The 17,293-nt window shown below is 71.0% G+C and carries 16 protein-coding genes and 1 riboswitch; of the genes, 6 read left to right on the top strand and 10 right to left on the bottom strand.

Translation table 11 applies throughout. The features are described from left to right. Positions 1-35 precede the first annotated feature (35 nt). A complete protein-coding gene (locus ACQEXA_RS31000; protein WP_359399818.1) occupies positions 36-224 on the bottom strand; it encodes a hypothetical protein in 189 nt (62 codons plus the stop codon). Between the two features lie 457 nt (positions 225-681). Between ACQEXA_RS31000 and ACQEXA_RS30995 the strand changes: the two genes are divergently transcribed. Beyond that, the gene (locus tag ACQEXA_RS30995; RefSeq protein WP_433134657.1) at positions 682-2,646 is read left to right on the top strand and encodes a HelD family protein; all 1,965 of its coding nucleotides are present in this window, start codon (positions 682-684) and stop codon (positions 2,644-2,646) included. 537 nt (positions 2,647-3,183) lie between these two features. Here the strand turns inward: ACQEXA_RS30995 and ACQEXA_RS30990 are convergent. Beyond that, on the bottom strand, positions 3,184-3,879 hold the full coding sequence (locus tag ACQEXA_RS30990; protein WP_432929406.1) for a copper homeostasis protein CutC: 696 nt from the start codon (positions 3,877-3,879) through the stop codon (positions 3,184-3,186). A gap of 230 nt (positions 3,880-4,109) precedes the next feature. Here ACQEXA_RS30990 and ACQEXA_RS30985 point away from each other — a divergent pair, with 230 nt between their 5' ends. Both ACQEXA_RS30985 and ACQEXA_RS30980 read left to right on the top strand, forming a co-directional pair. Beyond that, a complete protein-coding gene (locus tag ACQEXA_RS30985; RefSeq protein WP_360993258.1) occupies positions 4,110-4,754 on the top strand; it encodes an HD domain-containing protein in 645 nt (214 codons plus the stop codon). A gap of 27 nt (positions 4,755-4,781) precedes the next feature. Further along, positions 4,782-5,849 carry a GNAT family N-acetyltransferase gene (locus tag ACQEXA_RS30980; protein ID WP_432929408.1) on the top strand — a complete coding sequence of 356 codons (1,068 nt, stop codon included), beginning with the start codon at positions 4,782-4,784 and terminating at the stop codon, positions 5,847-5,849. On the opposite strand, the gene ACQEXA_RS30975 is transcribed toward ACQEXA_RS30980, so the two are convergent. Next, positions 5,797-6,117: a DUF4031 domain-containing protein gene (locus ACQEXA_RS30975; protein ID WP_432929410.1), complete on the bottom strand. Its 321-nt coding sequence runs from the start codon at positions 6,115-6,117 to the stop codon at positions 5,797-5,799. The genes ACQEXA_RS30980 and ACQEXA_RS30975 overlap by 53 nt on opposite strands. Further along, complete coding sequence (locus ACQEXA_RS30970; RefSeq protein ID WP_432929412.1) at positions 6,114-6,497, bottom strand: hypothetical protein; 384 nt, start codon at positions 6,495-6,497, stop codon at positions 6,114-6,116. The genes ACQEXA_RS30975 and ACQEXA_RS30970 overlap by 4 nt, the downstream gene beginning before the upstream one ends. A gap of 56 nt (positions 6,498-6,553) precedes the next feature. Between ACQEXA_RS30970 and ACQEXA_RS30965 the strand changes: the two genes are divergently transcribed. Together ACQEXA_RS30965 and murQ are read left to right on the top strand one after the other, a co-directional pair. Continuing rightward, positions 6,554-7,492 carry a MurR/RpiR family transcriptional regulator gene (locus ACQEXA_RS30965; RefSeq protein WP_359399836.1) on the top strand — a complete coding sequence of 313 codons (939 nt, stop codon included), beginning with the start codon at positions 6,554-6,556 and terminating at the stop codon, positions 7,490-7,492. A 121-nt stretch (positions 7,493-7,613) separates the two neighbouring features. Then, on the top strand, positions 7,614-8,549 hold the full coding sequence (gene murQ / locus ACQEXA_RS30960; RefSeq protein WP_433131683.1) for an N-acetylmuramic acid 6-phosphate etherase: 936 nt from the start codon (positions 7,614-7,616) through the stop codon (positions 8,547-8,549). Positions 8,550-8,667: 118 nt separating this feature from the next. Here murQ and ACQEXA_RS30955 read toward each other — a convergent pair whose 3' ends face one another. The 6 genes from ACQEXA_RS30955 to thrC form a co-directional block, all read right to left on the bottom strand. Continuing rightward, positions 8,668-10,155: an MFS transporter gene (locus ACQEXA_RS30955; protein WP_432929416.1), complete on the bottom strand. Its 1,488-nt coding sequence runs from the start codon at positions 10,153-10,155 to the stop codon at positions 8,668-8,670. A 154-nt stretch (positions 10,156-10,309) separates the two neighbouring features. Continuing rightward, positions 10,310-11,494, bottom strand: a complete 1,185-nt coding sequence (locus ACQEXA_RS30950) for an NADH:flavin oxidoreductase (protein ID WP_433131681.1) — start codon at positions 11,492-11,494, stop codon at positions 10,310-10,312. Positions 11,495-11,650: 156 nt separating this feature from the next. Next, positions 11,651-13,273: a chaperonin GroEL gene (groL, locus tag ACQEXA_RS30945; RefSeq protein ID WP_359399848.1), complete on the bottom strand. Its 1,623-nt coding sequence runs from the start codon at positions 13,271-13,273 to the stop codon at positions 11,651-11,653. Between the two features lie 379 nt (positions 13,274-13,652). Next, the gene (locus ACQEXA_RS30940; protein WP_009339379.1) at positions 13,653-13,856 is read right to left on the bottom strand and encodes a cold-shock protein; all 204 of its coding nucleotides are present in this window, start codon (positions 13,854-13,856) and stop codon (positions 13,653-13,655) included. A gap of 449 nt (positions 13,857-14,305) precedes the next feature. Then, positions 14,306-14,581: a MoaD/ThiS family protein gene (locus ACQEXA_RS30935; RefSeq protein WP_359399853.1), complete on the bottom strand. Its 276-nt coding sequence runs from the start codon at positions 14,579-14,581 to the stop codon at positions 14,306-14,308. 42 nt (positions 14,582-14,623) lie between these two features. Then, complete coding sequence (thrC, locus tag ACQEXA_RS30930; protein ID WP_432929421.1) at positions 14,624-15,904, bottom strand: threonine synthase; 1,281 nt, start codon at positions 15,902-15,904, stop codon at positions 14,624-14,626. A gap of 18 nt (positions 15,905-15,922) precedes the next feature. Next, positions 15,923-16,079, bottom strand: a riboswitch (SAM riboswitch). 219 nt (positions 16,080-16,298) lie between these two features. Between thrC and ACQEXA_RS30925 the strand changes: the two genes are divergently transcribed. Further along, positions 16,299-17,243: a glucosyl-3-phosphoglycerate synthase gene (locus ACQEXA_RS30925; protein WP_432929423.1), complete on the top strand. Its 945-nt coding sequence runs from the start codon at positions 16,299-16,301 to the stop codon at positions 17,241-17,243. Positions 17,244-17,293: the final 50 nt, after the last annotated feature.

The raw sequence follows: 17,293 nt of genomic DNA, 5'->3' as shown, positions 1-17,293 counted from the left end.
TGCCGCCCGTGCGTTCGGGCGCCGCGTGGACGCCGTCACCGGCTGCTGCGGACGCCCGCCTCTTCGCCGTACTCGCCGAGGAGGACCACGTCGATCGCGGCGCCGAGGAACACCTTGACGGCGCGCACGGCGTCGCCGAGGCGATGGCGGTGACGGTTGCCGTCGACGGCGGTCGCGCCGGACGGCGGCCCGTGCCGGGCCGGGGTGAAGGTACCTGCACTCATGTCTCCATGGTGGAACCGCCTGACCCGAATGGCGTCGGACCAAGGACGTAACCTGCGCGGCTTCCCCGTCCCCCTCCGGTCGGGGTCCGTGTACTCCTCCGGAGGGATCCCGTCCCCTAGGGCAGGCGGACACGCGACCCCGAGGCGCCGGAAAAACCGTTGGCCGACCCATTCACCCGTCACCTAGAATCTCCTCTCTTGCCCGCCTCCCTTCACGGAGGGCCGTCGTCCGGACGGAAACCGGACGGCACCACCGCCACCCGTCACCGCGCCGCCCGGCCGGTGCGCCCACGCGCCCCGCCCAGCCCGCCGCCCGCCCCGGAGGCACCTTTCCGTGTCCACCCCGTCCGCCCCGTCTGCTCCCGAGCCCGGCTCCCCCCTGTCCGCCCCGTCCGCGACCGATCCTCTCTCCCGTGAGCGCTCGCATCTCGCCGCCTCGCGGGCCGCGCTGCGCGCGATGCGCGAGGACGTCGAGAACCTCGACATCAGAGACGTCACCGCGAACTGGGTCAACGCCGAGGTGCTCGCCCGGCAGATCGACGAGCGCATCAAGGCCCTCGCCGATCTCAGCCACACCCCGCTGTTCTTCGGCCGCCTCGACTACCTGCACGCGCCGGGCGCCGATCAGGCGGAGGGAGCGGACGGCGAGCGCTTCTACATCGGCCGGCGTCATGTGCACGACGGCGACGGCGACCCGATGGTCATCGACTGGCGCGCGCCCGTCTCACAGCCGTTCTACCGGGCCTCGAAGAAGGACCCGATGGACATCGGGCTGCGCCGCCGCTTCGGCTACACCGGGGGCGACCTCACCGCGTACGAGGACGAGCACCTCTCCGACCCCGGCGAGGCCGCCGCCGTCAGCAAGCTGCTCCAGCAGGAGATCGAGCGCCCGCGCGTCGGCCCGATGCGCGACATCGTGGCCACCATCCAGCCCGAGCAGGACGAGATCGTGCGGTCCGGACTGTCGGGAAGCGTCTGCGTGCAGGGTGGTCCCGGCACCGGAAAGACGGCCGTCGGTCTGCACCGGGTCGCCTACCTTCTGTACGCGCACCGCGAGCGGCTCGCCCGCACCGGCACCCTCGTCATCGGGCCGAACAAGTCCTTCCTGCACTACATCGAGCAGGTGCTGCCCGCGCTCGGCGAGCTCGAGGTGCGGCAGGCGACGGTCGACGACCTGGTCGCGCATGTCGAGGTCCGCGGCACGGACACCGCGGCCGCCGCCGTCGTCAAGGGCGACGCGCGCCTGGCCGAGGTGCTCCGCCGCGCCGTCCGCTCGCACGTGACGACGCCCACCGAGCCCGTCGTGGTGGTGCGCGGCTCCCGCCGCTGGCGTGTGCCGGCCTACGAACTCGAGGAGATCGTGCGAGAGTTGCTCGACCGTGACATCCGCTACGGCGCCGCCCGCGAGGCCCTGCCGCAGCGGATCGCGCATGCCGTGCTGGTCCAGATGGAGCGGGCGGGAGAGGCACCCGACGACCGTGTGCAGGACGCCGTCGCCCGCAGCGCCGCGGTGAAGGCGGCGGTCAAGGAGATCTGGCCGGCGGTCGACCCGGCGAAGCTGGTCCTGCGGCTGCTCACCGACGCCGACTTCCTCGCCGTGCACGCGGACGGGATCCTCGACGAGGACGAGCGGAAGACGATCCTCTGGGCGAAGCCGGTGCGCTCGGTGAAGTCCGCCAAGTGGTCGCCCGCGGACGCCGTGCTGATCGACGAGGCCACCGACCTCGTCCAGCGCACCCACTCGCTCGGGCACGTCGTGCTCGACGAGGCGCAGGACCTCTCCCCGATGCAGTACCGGGCAGTCGGCCGGCGCTGCACGACCGGTTCGGCGACCGTGCTCGGCGACCTCGCCCAGGGCACCACCCCCTGGGCCACGCGGAGTTGGCAGGAGGCGCTCACCCACCTCGGGAAGCAGGAGGCGATGGTCGAGGAGCTGACGGCCGGTTTCCGTGTGCCGACGGACGTGATCACGTATGCCTCCCGGCTGCTGCCGCACATCGCGCCGGGCCTGACGCCGGTGGCGTCGGTGCGTGAGAACCCGGGCTTCTTCCAGGTCCGCCCGATCAGCGAGGCCGGCGAAGTGGTCTCCGCCTGTGCCGAGTTGCTGCGCAACGAGGGCTCGATCGGCCTGATCGCGGCCGACGCCAGGGTCCCGTCGCTCGCCGAGGCGCTCGCCGCGGCGGGCATCGGCCACCTCGTCCCGGGCGAGGAGACGACCCGGGAGACCCGGCTGACCCTGGTCCCGGCCTCGCTCGCCAAGGGCCTGGAGTACGACTACGTGGTCCTCGACGAACCGCAGGCGGTCGTCGACGGCGAACCGGACGAGCGAACGGGTCTGCGCCGGCTGTACGTGACCCTCACCCGAGCGGTCTCAGGCCTGATCGTCACCCACGCGGCCCCCCTACCGCCGCAGCTCGCCTGAACGGGCTGCTCGACAGGACGGCGACGGCCACCGCGCCCGCCCCACCACCCGGCGCCCGCCGCCGTGATCCGGACGCACACCCGCGTCGGCCCGCTGCAACACCGTCGCCTTCCGGTGATCGCGCTGGCCGGCGGACGCTGGTTCGTTGCGGCGGGCGCGGGGCCGATGGACGGCGAGGAGGGGCGGCCACCCCCACCGTGCGTCTACGTGTGCTGTCCTGGCAGCCGGAGACCGCCGCCCCCTGCACCCGACCGAGACCGGTGGCACGCGCGCCGGTCCCGGATCCCTCACGACCCGGCGACCAGGAGAGCCGGCCTCCGACACCGAACACCAAGGGCCGCATCCCGGCGACAGGGAGGTCGCTCGACCCCTGAGCCCGACTGTGGACGCTGCTGCCAAGGCCGCGGGCCGGTCCCCAATCCCTCACAGGCCGACGGCGAAGCCGGGCCCCGGCGACCGGACATCGTTCGGCGTCCGCGCGCCGCCCGTGGTATCCGTGGCCGCGCCAGGGGCACGCGGGCAGCGGGCCCAGGGGGCTCACCGGCAGGTGTCGACCGCCGTACGCCATTCCCGGACCGCCTCCACGGAGACCGGCGAGTCCCAGCCGTCGGTGCGGGCCGCCCCGCCGATGTGGAAGGCGTCGACCCCCGCGGCGCGCAGCCGGGGCACGTGTTCCAGACGCAGGCCTCCGCCGACAAGGAGCCGCTGGTTGTAGCCGGGCTCGCCGCGCCGCGCGGCCTCGGTGACGAGTGTGGGCAACCCGTCGTCCACGCCGTCCGGCGAACCCGCCGTGAGATAGGTGTCCAGGCCCGGCTGATCGGCGAGCTGCTTGCGCAGGGCGTCCCGGTCGGCGGCCCGGTCGATCGCGCGGTGGAAGGTCCAGCGGCAGCCCCCCAGCACCGCGACCAGCCGCTCCACGGCGCCGAGGTCCGGGCTGCCGTCCTCGCCCAGGAAACCGAACACGAACTCGTCGGCACCGGCAGCGCGCAGCTCGCGCGCGGTCCGGACGAGGTCCTCGACGTCACCGGCCGCGAAGCCGTCCCGCAGCCGGAGCATCACGCGCAGCGAGATGCCGACGGCGGCGCGGATCCCCGCGAAGGTCTCGGCGGGCGGGGTGAGCCCGTCGGCGGCGATGTCGGTGACCAGCTCGAGGCGGTCCGCGCCTCCGGCCTGGGCGGCGACCGCGTCCTCGACGCCGAGGGCGATCACCTCCAGGACTGCACGCGTGCTCATAGGACCCCTTCCATCGGTGTTCCCTGGAGCAACTATAGGTCTAGTCCAATTTAAGGGTACGGCGGCGCGGTGTTGGGGGCGAGAAGATCACGTAGCCCGGCGGTCCCCGGGGCGCGGACGGTCGCGGAAGTCGCCTGGTCCCCGCCGGCCGGCCGGTGGGCCGTCGGCCGCTCACCGTTCGTGCCGGCCGGGCACAGCGGTCCGCCCCCGGAACACGGAAGAATGCCCGCATGACCGATCTCGACGCGTTGCGTTCCCGTTGGCTGCGCACTCTGCTCGCGGCGCGGAAGGGCGCCCCGGAGCCCGACCCCGCGCCCTTCGCCGACAACCTGCTGCACCGCTGGTCGGAGCCGCAACGCCGGTACCACACGGTCGAGCATCTGGCGGCGGTGCTGGACCGCGTCGACGTTCTGGCGGAGTTCGCCGACGACCCGGAGGCCGTGCGTCTGGCCGCCTGGTTCCACGACGCGGTCTACCAGCCGGACCGCTCGGAGAACGAGGAGCGCTCCGCGCGCCTCGCCGAGCGCGCGCTCCCCGAGGCGGGGGTGGCGCGGACCACGACGGCCGAGGTCGCCCGTCTGGTGCGCCTCACGGTCACCCACGACCCCGCCGACGACGACCGCAACGGCCAGGTGCTGTGCGACGCCGACCTGGCGATCCTCGCCTCGCCCCCGTCCGCGTACGCCACGTACACGGCCGCCGTCCGCGAGGAGTACGGCTTCGTGCCGAACGACGCCTTCCGTGCGGGCCGTGCCACCGTCCTCCGCCAACTTCTGGAACTGCCCCAGCTGTTCAGAACCCCGTACGGGCAGGAGCGCTGGGAGGCGACTGCCCGATACAACATCGGGTCCGAGCTGGAAATGCTGTCGCTCTGAGAACCGGCGCCGCCTACCCTGCTCGGCATGCGGAGCATGGGTGGGGAACGGGTGACGGAAGCCGTCGAGGGGGCCGTGGCCGCGTTGCGGGTCGGCGTGGACCAGGACTGGAGCAAGGTCAGGGCGGGGCGGCTCGAGTGGGACTGCCGCCGCACCGCCGAGCACATCGCGGGTGACCTCTTCGCGTACGCCGGGCAGTTGGCGGGGCGGGCGCAGGACGCGTACGTGCCCTTCGACATCGTGCTCGAGGACGACGCCGGCAACGAGGGCGCACTGCAGGTGATCGAGACCGCGGGAGTGCTGCTCGCCGCCGTCGTCTCCACCACGCCCCGCCAGGTGCGGGCCTTCCACCCCTACCCCTTCCGCAGTGCGGAACGGGAGGGGTTCGCCGCGATGGGCGTCGCCGAGGTCCTGCTGCACACGCACGACATGGCGCAGGGCCTCGGACTCGCGTACGAACCGCCCGCCAAGCTCTGCGAGGACGTACTGACCCGGCTCTTCCCGCACGTGAGACCCGACCCCGACCACTGGCGCACCCTCCTGTGGGCCACAGGCCGCGGCGACCTGCCGGGACGCGCCCCCGTGACCGAGTGGCGCTGGAGCAACAACCCGGTGATCCCCACCGCACGAATCACTCTTCAGGGCGTCACTCCGGCGGCCGCCACCGATCTGCGTCTGGGCGGGACGGGCGGCTTCGAGTGGCTCGACGGCGGCCCCTTCGAGGGCACGCGCGACGCGGCCGGCATGCTCCTGAAGGCGTACGCGGCGGGGGTGCACCGGCCGGAGTGGGGGGTGTTCGTGCTCGTGCGGACCGAGGACGGCCGGGCCGTCGGGAGCATGGGCTTCCACGGTCACCCGGACGAGGAGGGCCGCGTGGAGGTCGGCTACGACCTGGTCGAGGGCGCCCGGGGGAACGGCTACGCCACCGAGGCGCTGCGCGCCCTCGCGGCTTGGGCACTGGCCGGGCGCGGCGTGCGGACCCTCCTCGCGACCGTCGACCGGGCCAACATCCCCTCGCAGGGCGTGGTCACACGGGCCGGGTTCACCCGTGTGAGTGAGGACGAGCAGACCTACGCGTACGCACTGGACGGCTGAGCCCGGGAACGCGGCCCTTGCGCCTGCGCAGCCCGGACGCGTGCAGCAGCCGCACCACGTCGCGGCTTCTGACCTCCACCGCCCCGGCCCGCACCGCGTCCGCGTACCGGTCGGACGGGAGGTCGTAGTGGTCGCGTTCGAAGGCGCGGCGCGGTAGGTCCAGGTCCTCGGCGAACGCGTGCAGTTCCTCGAACGAGACGTCGCTGATCAGGTGCGACCACATACGGCCGTGGCCCGGCCAGGTGGGAGGGTCGACATAGATCGTCACGAGGACGGCATCCCGCCCGTCGCCTGCGCGAGAGCGCCGACCGCCGCGACCTTCACGCCCGCCTGGGAGCACACCCAGTGCGGATCGGGGCCGAGTTCCGGCTCGACGTCGAGAGCGTGCGGGTCGCCGGTGCCGCAGACGGGGCACAGAGGCCAGCGCCCGTATCGCTCCAGCAGTGCGTCCTGGACGTCCTGCGCGACCAGTCCCGCCACGTACTCCGCACCGTCCGGCCACTGTTCGACCCACCATCGACGCTGTGCGACGGAGTCCTCGACGATCGAGACGACGTCCGCCTCGGCGACCTCGCCCGCGACCAGATCGGCCAGCACGAGGGCGCGAGCAGCGTGCAAGGCCTGCTCCAGGGGGCTGATGGGGTCCATGCACCTATTGTGCGCACTCTTGACCCGACGTCCGAACGGAAAATATCTTTCACTTCGTGTCCCAGGATGTGAAGGGAATTTTCCCGGGGTCCGTGGGCCCGGAGGCGCCGCCCGCCCCCGCCGCGCTCTCCGCAAAGGTGCGGACCCTCGCACCCTCGATGACCCGGTCCATGCAGCGCGTCGCCGAGGCGGTCGCCGGTGACCCGGCCGGCTGCGCGGCCCTCACGGTGACCGGGCTCGCCGAACTGACCGGGACCAGCGAGGCAACCGTCGTCCGCACGGCCCGACTCCTCGGCTATCCCGGCTACCGCGACCTGCGGCTCGCCCTCGCCGGACTCGCCGCCCATCAGCAGTCGGGCCGCGCCCCGGCCGTCACCGCCGACATCGCCGTCGACGACTCCATCGGGGACGTCGTCGCCAAGCTCGCCTACGACGAGCAGCAGACCCTCGCAGACACGGCGGCCGGAATCGACACCGTGCAGCTCGGAGCCGCGGTCGCGGCGCTCGCCACCGCTCGCCGCATCGACGTGTACGGCATCGGGGCGTCCGGGCTCGTCGCCCAGGACCTCGTCCAGAAACTGCTGCGCATCGGGCTCATAGCGCATGCGCCCAACGACCCCCATCTCGCGGTCACCAACGCAGTCCAGCTGCGCGCGAAGGACGTGGCGATCGCGATCACGCACTCCGGCTCCACCGGCGACGTGATCGAGCCGCTGCGCGTGGCCTTCGAGCACGGCGCGACGACCGTGGCGATCACCGGCCGTCCGGACGGGCCCGTGACGCAGTACGCCGACCACATCCTCACCACGTCCACGGCGCGCGAGAGCGAGCTCAGGCCGGCCGCGATGTCCTCGCGCACCAGCCAACTCCTGGTCGTGGACTGCCTGTTCGTCGGCGTGGCGCAACGGACGTACGAGACCGCGGCGCCCGCCCTGTCCGCCTCGTACGAGGCCCTGGCGCACCGTCACCGCCCACGCGGCGGAACGAAGCGGTGACGCTCCGCGGGAAGCCAGGACCGAACGAGGCAGTACGGCCGCGGGTCCCACGGCCGGTCACGCAGTTCCCGGCGCGCCAGCGAGGGCGCGACACCACACGCACCGGAAAGAGCCGTCCGTCATGACCCCCTCGTCCCGCCCCCGCGATCTCCGAGCCGAGCTGGAGACGCTGACCACCGAGGCGTTCCGGCCCGAACTGGCCAAGATCGACCAGCTCCCGACGCTGGAGATCGCGAAGATCATGAACGGCGAGGACGCGACCGTGCCAGCCGCGGTGGCCGCCCGGCTCCCGCAGATCGCCGCCGCGATCGACGACATCGCCGAGCGGATGGCCCGCGGTGGCCGCCTCGTCTACGCGGGCGCGGGCACCGCGGGACGGCTCGGCATCCTGGACGCCTCCGAGTGCCCGCCGACCTTCAACACGGACCCCTCGCAGGTGGTGGGCCTGATCGCGGGCGGCCCCGGCGCGATGGTGACCTCGGTCGAAGGCGCGGAGGACTCCCGGGAACTCGCGGCCGAAGATCTCGACGCGCTGGGGCTGACGGACCGTGACACGGTGGTCGGCGTCTCCGCCTCGGGCCGTACGCCGTACGCCGTCGCGGCGGTGGAACACGCCCGGGCGCACGGCGCACTCACGGTCGGCCTGTCCTGCAACGCGGACAGCCCCCTCGCGGCCGCCGCCGAGCACGGCATCGAGATCGTCGTCGGACCCGAACTGCTGACCGGCTCGACGCGTCTGAAGGCGGGCACCGCGCAGAAGCTGGTCCTCAACATGCTCTCGACGATCACGATGATCCGGCTGGGCAAGACGTACGGGAACCTGATGGTCGACGTCCGTGCCTCCAACGACAAGCTGCGGGCCCGCTCCCGCCGCATCGTGGCCCTGGCCACGGGTGCGTCGGACGAGGAGATCGAACGCGCCCTGGCCGCCACCGACGGCGAGGTCAAGGACGCGATCCTGACCATCCTGGGCGATGTGGACGGACCGTCGGCGGCCCGGCTGCTCGCGGAGAGCGGGGGGCGGCTGCGCCTGGCACTGGACAAGGCGGGGAGCTGACCCCGGTCCGCAGCCTTCTCCAGCCGGAGAGCGGTGAGGGCCCCCGCGCGGCTCGGCGCCGCATGAGGCACCCGGTACCTCATGCGCCGCCGGCCTGCGCATTCGTGCCGAAGCAGCGTCACGACGTGGCGCCGGAGACCTCACCTGCCGGTTCCTGCGCGCCTGATCCCGTGGCGGACGAGGACCGCTCGTCGGCCGGGCCGCGGCGCGGGATGAAGGACGCCACGGCGAAGGCGAGCAGTGCGGCACCGGCGCCGATGGCCAGGACGGTCTTGAATCCGCTCTCCGCGGGCAGGGTGACGGGCCCGAGAGTGGTGGTCATGTGGGCGAGGATGACGCCGGCCACGGCGCTCGCGGTGGACGTACCGATGGACCGCATCAGAGTGTTGAGGCTGTTGGCCGCCCCGGTCTCGGACGCGGGCACGGCGCCCATGATGAGGGCGGGCATCGCACCGTAGGTGAAGCCGACACCGGCGCCGATGACACAGGAGACCAGCACGAAGTGCCAGACCTGGTCCATCAGCAGGATGTTGATTCCGTAGCCGGCGGCCACGATCAGCGAGCCGATCATCAGGGTGACCTTGGGTCCCTTGGCGCGTGAGACGGCGGCGGAGACCGGGGCCGTGGCCATCATCACCAGGCCGGAGGGTGCCATGACCAGGCCGGCCGTCAGCAGGGACTTGCCGAGGCCGTAGCCGGTGGCCGCGGGCAGCTGCAGAAGCTGGGGGATGACGAGGGACATGGCGAACATGCCGAAGCCGAGCGCCACCGAGGCCAGGTTGGTGACCAGCACCTGACGGCGGGCCGTGGTGCGCAGGTCCACCAGCGGCTGCTCGATGCGCAGTTCGAAGAAGCCCCACACCACCAGGATCACGACGGCCGCGGCGAACAGGCCGAGCGTGGTGCCGCCGCTCCAGCCCCAGTCGGCGCCCTTGGAGACCGCCAGCAGAAGGCAGACCAGACCGGCCGCCATGCCGAGGGCGCCCAGCACGTCGAAGCGGCCGCCGCTGCGCACCGCCGACTCCGGTACGAATACCAGGACGAGCACGGCCGCGACCGCACCGAGCACCGCCGAGGTCCAGAACAGCACGTGCCAGTCGAAGTTCTCGGCGATCACCGCGGCGGTCGGCAGACCGAGGGCGCCACCGACCCCGAGGGAGGCGCTCATCATCGCGGTCGCCGATCCCAGCCGCTCGGCGGGCAGTTCGTCGCGCATGATGCTGATGCCGAGCGGGATGACGCCGGACGCCAGTCCCTGGAGGGCGCGTCCCACGATCACCGGCGTCAGGCCGTCGCTCAGCGCCACGGTGACCGAGCCCAGCACCAGCATGGCCAGCCCGACCAGCAGCATGCGGCGCTTGCCGTACATGTCGCCCAGTCGGCCCATCACCGGGGTGGCGACGGCGGCGGCGAGCAGGGTCGCGGTGACGGCCCAGGCCGTGTCCGCCGACGAGGCGTTCAGGAGCTTGGGCAGCTCCGGGACGATGGGAATCACCAGGGTCTGCATCAGCGAGACCACGATGCCGCCGAAGGCGAGCACCACGACCAGGAGGTTCGATCCGGGTGCTGGGGATGCTCCGGCGGGCCGGGTGGGTGCGTCGGACATGGGAGGGCGCCTCCGTCGGAGTGCAGGCGTGCTTGACTCAGGCAACCTTAATCCGATTGATTGACTTAAGCAAGCGAAAAACGAGGTCTCGGCGTTCTCCGTCCGGACGCGCAGCCACCCCGCGCCGCTCGGGACGCGGGGTGGCGCGGGTCGCTCAGTGCAGGGTCTTCAGGGCTGCGGCGTCGTAGGGCTTCAGCTCGTCGAAGCGGCCCTCGAGGACCTTCCGGGCCCACTGCGGGTCCTGGAGCAGCGCGCGACCGATGGCCACCATGTCGAACTCGTCGCGCTCGAGGCGGTCCAGCAGGTCGTCGATCCCCTTGAGCGGGGCGCCCTCGCCCTGGAAGCCCTTGAGGAAGTCGCCGTCCAGGCCCACCGAGCCGACGGTGATCACCTGCTTGCCGGTCAGCTTCTTGGTCCAGCCCGCGAGGTTGAGGTCGGAACCCTCGAACTCCGGGAGCCAGTACCGGCGGGTGGAGGCATGGAAGACGTCGACACCGGCCGCGGCCAGCGGGGTCAGGATCGCCTCCAGCTCGTCCGGGGTCTCGGCGAGCCGGGCGTCGTAGGCCTCCTGCTTCCACTGCGAGTAGCGGAAGAGGACCGGGAAGTGCGGCGAGACCGCCTCCCGCACGGCGGCCACGATCTCCGCGGCGAACTTCGTGCGGGCCACCGGGTCGCCGCCGTACCCGTCGGTGCGCCGGTTGGTGCCCGACCACAGGAACTGGTCGAGCAGATAGCCGTGGGCGCCGTGCAACTCGACGCCGTCGAAGCCGATCCGCTCCGCGGCGGCGGCACCCTCGGCGAACGCGCCGATGACATCGTCCAGGTCCTGCCGGGTCATCGCCTCGCCGGCGCCCTCGGTGCCGTCAAGGCGCAGTCCGGAGGGGCCGACGGCGGGCGCGTCCGCGAACGGCGGCTGACCCTGCCTGCGCACCATGCCGATGTGCCACAGCTGCGGCACGATCGTCCCACCGGCCGCGTGCACCGCTTCGGCCACCTTGGCCCAGCCGGCCAGCTGCCCCTCGCCGTGGAACCGCGGGACGCGGTCGCTCTGACCGGCCGAGTCGTGGCCCACATAGGTGCCCTCGGTGACGATCAGGCCGACGCCAGCGGCCGCGCGGCGCTCGTAGTACGAGACCACGTTCTCGCCGGGGACGCCGCCCGGCGAGAACTGTCGGGTCATGGGCGCCATGACGATCCGGTTCGGGACGGACAGGCCGTTCAGCGTGACGGGACGGGACAGGATCTGGGCCGCTCGGGAGGCGGAGGCGGGGGCAGTCACGTGGGGGAGCTCCTCGGCAGGGATCGGACTGGGGGAACCAGCTGGTATGTGCACATGCATCGATATCTGCGCGTAGAAGACAACCCGTCCGGTCGGTATGGCATTCCGGCACGCGGGCGGCCCCTCGTGTGATCCCGGGCACGCCCGAGGGCGGCACCCCCTGTCTGAAGGGGGTGCCGCCCTCGGTCTGAAGGACGGTCGATCAACCGGGGTTGATCAGAAGTCCATGTCACCGCCCGGCATGCCGCCACCGGCGGGCGCGGCGGCCTTCTCCGGCTTGTCGGCGATGACGGCCTCGGTGGTGAGGAACAGCGCGGCGATGGAGGCGGCGTTCTGCAGCGCGGAACGGGTCACCTTCGCCGGGTCGATGATGCCTTCCTTGACCAGGTCGACGTACTCGCCGGTCGCGGCGTTCAGGCCGTGGCCCGGGGTCAGGTTGCGCACCTTCTCCACCACGACGCCGCCCTCGAGGCCGGCGTTGACGGCGATCTGCTTCAGCGGGGCCTCGAGCGCCAGCTTGACCGCGGCGGCACCGGTGGCCTCGTCGCCCTCGAGCTCCAGCTTCTCGAAGACCTGGGAGGCCTGCAGCAGGGCCACGCCACCACCGGCGACGATGCCCTCCTCGACGGCGGCCTTCGCGTTGCGGACGGCGTCCTCGATGCGGTGCTTGCGCTCCTTGAGCTCCACCTCGGTGGCGGCACCGGCCTTGATGACGGCCACGCCGCCGGCCAGCTTCGCCAGGCGCTCCTGCAGCTTCTCGCGGTCGTAGTCCGAGTCGCTGTTCTCGATCTCGGCGCGGATCTGGTTCACCCGGCCGTTGACCTGCTCCGAGGAGCCGGCGCCGTCGACGATGGTGGTCTCGTCCTTGGTGACGACGATCTTGCGGGCGCGGCCCAGGAGGTCCAGGGTCGCGTTCTCCAGCTTGAGGCCGACCTCCTCGGAGATGACCTCGCCGCCCGTGAGGATGGCGATGTCGCCGAGCATGGCCTTGCGGCGGTCACCGAAGCCCGGGGCCTTGACGGCGACGGACTTGAAGGTGCCGCGGATCTTGTTGACGACCAGGGTCGACAGGGCCTCGCCCTCGACGTCCTCGGCGATGATCAGCAGCGGCTTGCCCGACTGCATGACCTTCTCCAGCAGCGGGAGCAGGTCCTTGACCGAGGAGATCTTCTGGTTGGCGATCAGGATGTACGGGTCGTCGAGGACGGCCTCCATACGCTCCATGTCGGTGGCGAAGTACGCCGAGATGTAGCCCTTGTCGAAGCGCATGCCCTCGGTGAGCTCCAGCTCGAGACCGAAGGTCTGCGACTCCTCGACGGTGATGACGCCTTCCTTGCCGACCTTGTCCATGGCCTCGGCGATCAGCTCGCCGATCTGGGTGTCGGCGGCGGAGATGGAGGCCGTGGAGGCGATCTGCTCCTTGGTCTCGACGTCCTTCGCCTGCTCGAGCAGGGCGGCGGAGACGGCCTCGACGGCCTTCTCGATACCGCGCTTCAGGGCCATCGGGTTGGCACCGGCGGCCACGTTGCGCAGGCCCTCGCGGACCAGCGCCTGGGCGAGCACGGTCGCGGTGGTCGTACCGTCACCGGCGACGTCGTCCGTCTTCTTGGCGACTTCCTTGACCAGCTCGGCGCCGATCTTCTCGTACGGGTCCTCGAGCTCGATCTCCTTGGCGATGGAGACACCGTCGTTGGTGATCGTGGGGGCACCCCACTTCTTCTCGAGGACGACGTTGCGGCCCTTCGGGCCGAGGGTCACCTTGACGGCGTCCGCGAGCTGGTTCATGCCGCGCTCGAGGCCACGCCGCGCCTCCTCGTCGAACGCGATGATCTTGGCCATGTGAAGTGGTCCCTCCAGGACTGGGGGTGATTACTTCGGACCGCGCCCGCGCCCGCGACGGACGGCCCCGGCCGGAGGTTCCTTGCCCCACCCGGTCCGCGGCCTCACCGACCCGGTCCTTCTTTTGTCACTCTCACCTTCAGAGTGCTAACGCCAATGATTAGCACTCGCCCCCTCCGAGTGCAAGGTGCGCCCGCGGAGCGGGCTCGTTGAGGGGTGGCGGCCGGGTGGCGGGTGGGCGCACGGGGATCACCAGGTGAACGGAGGCTGACCAGGGCGCGCCCGCGCGCCCCCGCCCCGGGCAAACCGAGGGGCTCGTACCCCGAACCGGGATACGAGCCCCTCGACACGTCGAACAGTTCAGTCGTCGGCGCGTTCTTCAGCCGGCCAGTCGGACCATGTCCGCCTGCGGCCCCTTCTGACCCTGCGAGATCTCGAACTCGACCCGCTGGCCCTCTTCCAGGGTGCGGTAGCCGTCCATCTGAATCGCGCTGTAGTGGACGAAAACATCCGCACCACCGTCGACCGCGATGAAGCCGTACCCCTTCTCCGCGTTGAACCACTTGACGGTGCCCTGAGCCATGCCTAACTCCCCTATTACTGGCCCTTGCACAGATCCACACTTCGCGGACCCGGGTCAGACCTCACCCCCCAACGGTTGGGGGCGTGCGCCGGAACGCGTCGACCGCGGCTGAATGTATCTGTCCAACTGCCGTCTGCAACAGGTCAATCGGACGAGAATTCCGGGCACGACCGGTCGGGAATGTACGGAGAATTCATCCGAATTCAGGGCAAGTCGGGCCCTGCAAAAGGAGCGAATGGCTCAAAAGCCCTGCCTACTTTGGCTACTTCTTATCGGCCTACGGCAGGAACTCAGAGCACCCGGCGGGGAAACCGGGAGCGGGTTCCCCAACTGTACCGTGCTCAACCATGCAGAATTGCCCCCTCCGCTTGTCTCACGGAGAGGGCAATTCGATGAACTCTCGGTGACCTGAGTTACCGAGGGTAATGATCGGGCGGGCCGAGTGACCGTCAGCCGCCCGCCACCGCCGGGATGATGGAGACGCCGGCGCCGTCGGGCGTCACCGTCTCGAGACCCTGCTCGAAGCGGACGTCGTCGTCGTTGACGTACACGTTGACGAAGCGGCGCAGCTTGCCCTGGTCGTCCAGGACGCGGGCGGCGATGCCGGTGTGGTTCTTCTCCAGGTCGGCGATGACCTCCGCCAGGTTCCCGCCCTCGGCGGGAACCTCGGCCTGGCCGCCGGTGTAGGGGCGCAGGATGGTCGGGATGCGGACGGTGACGCTCATGGGGTGTGACCTCCGGTGGGGTACGGCCGGCGGGACGGGCGCTCAGACGAGCCCGGCCGCGCGGAAGGAGTCCAGGTTCGGGCGGATCGTGGCGGTGAGCCCGGTGCCGGCCACCGCGTCCAGCGTCTTGAGACCGTCGCCGGTGTTGAGGACGACCGTCGTCTTCGCCGGATCGAGGACACCGCTCTCGATGAGCTTGCGCGTGACACCGACGGTCACGCCACCGGCCGTCTCGGCGAAGATGCCCTCCGTACGGGCGAGCAGCTTGATGGCATCGACGATCTGATCATCCGTCACGTCCTCCACCGCACCGCCCGTGCGGCGCGCGATGTCGAGGACGTACGGGCCGTCGGCCGGGTTGCCGATGGCCAGCGACTTGGCGATCGTCTTCGGCTTCTGCGGCCGTACGACGTCCTGGCCCGCCTTGAAGGCGACCGACACCGGCGAGCAGCCCTCTGCCTGCGCACCGAAGATCTTGTAGGGCGTGTCCTCCACGAGCCCCAGCTTGATCAGTTCCTGCAGCCCCTTGTCGATCTTCGTCAGCTGCGAGCCGGAGGCGATCGGGACCACGATCTGGTCGGGCAGCCGCCAGCCGAGCTGCTCGGCGATCTCGTACGCCAGGGTCTTGGACCCCTCCGCGTAGTACGGACGGAGGTTGACGTTGACGAAGCCCCAGCCCTCGCCGGCCGGGTCGCCGATCAGCTCGGAGCAGAAGCGGTTCACGTCGTCGTAGTTGCCCTCGATGCCGACGAGGTCGCCGCCGTAGATCGCGGCCATGACGATCTTGCCCTGCTCCAGGTCGTGCGGGATGAAGACGCAGGAGCGGAAGCCGGCACGGGCCGCCGCGGCGCCGACCGCGCCCGCGAGGTTGCCGGTCGAGGAGCAGGAGAGCGTGGTGAAGCCGAAGGCGCGCGCCGCCTCCAGCGCCTGGGCGACCACACGGTCCTTGAAGGAGTGCGTGGGGTTGCCGGAGTCGTCCTTCACATACAACCCGCCGGTGACGCCCAACTCGCGCGCCAGGTTGTCCGCCTTGACGAGCTTGGTCCAGCCCGGGTTGAGGTTCGGCTTGCCGGCGACGTCCGCCGGGACCGGCAGCAGCGGCGCGTAACGCCAGATGTTGGCGGGGCCGGCCTCGATGCGCTTACGCAGTTCCTCGGTGTCGTAGCCCGAGAAGTCGTACGCGATCTCCAGCGGGCCGAAACACTCCTCGCAGGCGAAGACCGGGCCGAGGGGCACCCGGTGGCCGCACTCACGACACGAGAGAGCCGCGGCGGGACCGAGATTCACGGAGTCGGTGGTGCTTGCAACTGTCTGCACAGCCATGTCAGGCGAGGCCCTTTCTCCTCATCTTCCTCACGACGCATCTCGCCGTGAGACGGATTTGGCACCTTCCCTAGTCGGGAGCCTCGCGAAGACGATCAGGAGCGATCTACGAGAACCGACTGGAGGGTTGCCGGGGCTTCATCGGGCCGTGTCCCTCTGCCCCTCTGGATGAGCGGTATGCGGTTGTTTCACCGTGGTGAGCGACGGCGACCCCCGACATGCGATGGTCACCGGCGTTGTTCAAGACTGTAACCGAAGGCCAGGACAGTTGAGAGAGTCGTCCGAACCGCGAGATGGACGGATCACCACCCGCACCCCATGCGAGTCCCACTCGGGGATCACTTCCGATCTCTTCTGCCGACCACCGCCGTACGAACGTGAGGAGCCGCAGACTGTGCTGGAAGAAGTAGAGCGCTGGCTGAGCACCCGCTCCTGGTCCGTCGCCGATCGCCCGCTCCACCAGATCCTGGCCGCGAAACGCTCGTCCGGCTCAACGGTCAGTGTGGTGCTGCCCGCGCTCAACGAGGAGGAGACGGTCGGCGACATCGTCGCCGCCATCCGCCACGACCTCATGCAGAAGGTCCCGCTCGTCGACGAGATCGTCGTCGTCGACTCGGGCTCCACCGACCGCACCTCCGAGGTCGCCGCGGCGGCCTGCGCGAAGGTGGTGCACCGCGACGCGATCCTGCCGCGGATCCCGGCCGTGCCCGGCAAGGGCGAGGTGCTGTGGCGGTCCCTGCTCGTCACCCGTGGCGACATCGTCTGCTTCATCGACGCGGACCTGAGGGAGTTCTCCTCGGAGTTCGTCTCCGGAATCGTGGGCCCGCTGCTCACCGACCCCGGCGTGGACCTGGTGAAGGCGATGTACGACCGGCCGCTCGGCGCCACGGCCGGCCAGGGCGGACGTGTCACGGAGATGATGGCCCGCCCGCTGCTCAACATGCACTGGCCCCAGCTGGCCGGATTCGTGCAGCCGCTCGGCGGCGAGTACGCGGCCCGCCGTTCCCTGCTGGAACGGCTGCCGTTCCCGGTCGGGTACGGGGTGGAGCTCGGCATGCTGGTCGACGCCCTGCACCTGGTGGGCCTGGACGCCCTCGCCCAGGTCGACGTGGGGGTGCGCAAGCACCGCCACCAGGACGGTCAGGCGCTCGGCCGCATGGCCGCCGCGATCTACCGCACCGCACAGCTCCGGCTGGCCCGCGGTCATCTGATCCGCCCGTCCCTCACCCAGTTCGAACGGGTGGCGGGTGGGTTCGAGCCACGGACGTACTCGGTGGACACGGAGGAGCGGCCGCCGATGGAACAGATCGCCGAGTACATGGAACGAAAGGCGGCCTGAATGGCTGCGGAACCCGTTGTATACGGCTCCGCATACGGCTGAATGGAACG

Origin of the sequence: Streptomyces sp. CA-106110 (genome assembly GCF_050936285.1) — a bacterium.
GTDB lineage: Bacteria > Actinomycetota > Actinomycetes > Streptomycetales > Streptomycetaceae > Streptomyces.
Note: the sequence above shows the minus strand (reverse complement) of the source record. Positions and strands in the feature narration are given on the sequence as shown.

Excerpts from the sequence above, each read along its gene's own strand:
- ACQEXA_RS30970 (WP_432929412.1), bottom strand. The coding sequence starts at position 6,497 with ATGGACCCCATCAGCCCCCTGGAGCAGGCCTTGCACGCTGCTCGCGCC.
- ACQEXA_RS30990 (WP_432929406.1), bottom strand. The coding sequence starts at position 3,879 with ATGAGCACGCGTGCAGTCCTGGAGGTGATCGCCCTCGGCGTCGAGGAC.
- ACQEXA_RS30985 (WP_360993258.1), top strand. The coding sequence starts at position 4,110 with ATGACCGATCTCGACGCGTTGCGTTCCCGTTGGCTGCGCACTCTGCTC.
- ACQEXA_RS30950 (WP_433131681.1), bottom strand. The coding sequence starts at position 11,494 with ATGCATGTGCACATACCAGCTGGTTCCCCCAGTCCGATCCCTGCCGAG.
- ACQEXA_RS30995 (WP_433134657.1), top strand. The coding sequence starts at position 682 with ATGCGCGAGGACGTCGAGAACCTCGACATCAGAGACGTCACCGCGAAC.
- ACQEXA_RS31000 (WP_359399818.1), bottom strand. The coding sequence starts at position 224 with ATGAGTGCAGGTACCTTCACCCCGGCCCGGCACGGGCCGCCGTCCGGC.
- ACQEXA_RS30955 (WP_432929416.1), bottom strand. The coding sequence starts at position 10,155 with ATGTCCGACGCACCCACCCGGCCCGCCGGAGCATCCCCAGCACCCGGA.
- ACQEXA_RS30980 (WP_432929408.1), top strand. The coding sequence starts at position 4,782 with ATGCGGAGCATGGGTGGGGAACGGGTGACGGAAGCCGTCGAGGGGGCC.
- murQ (WP_433131683.1), top strand. The coding sequence starts at position 7,614 with ATGACCCCCTCGTCCCGCCCCCGCGATCTCCGAGCCGAGCTGGAGACG.
- thrC (WP_432929421.1), bottom strand. The coding sequence starts at position 15,904 with ATGGCTGTGCAGACAGTTGCAAGCACCACCGACTCCGTGAATCTCGGT.
- groL (WP_359399848.1), bottom strand. The coding sequence starts at position 13,273 with ATGGCCAAGATCATCGCGTTCGACGAGGAGGCGCGGCGTGGCCTCGAG.
- ACQEXA_RS30935 (WP_359399853.1), bottom strand. The coding sequence starts at position 14,581 with ATGAGCGTCACCGTCCGCATCCCGACCATCCTGCGCCCCTACACCGGC.
- ACQEXA_RS30940 (WP_009339379.1), bottom strand. The coding sequence starts at position 13,856 with ATGGCTCAGGGCACCGTCAAGTGGTTCAACGCGGAGAAGGGGTACGGC.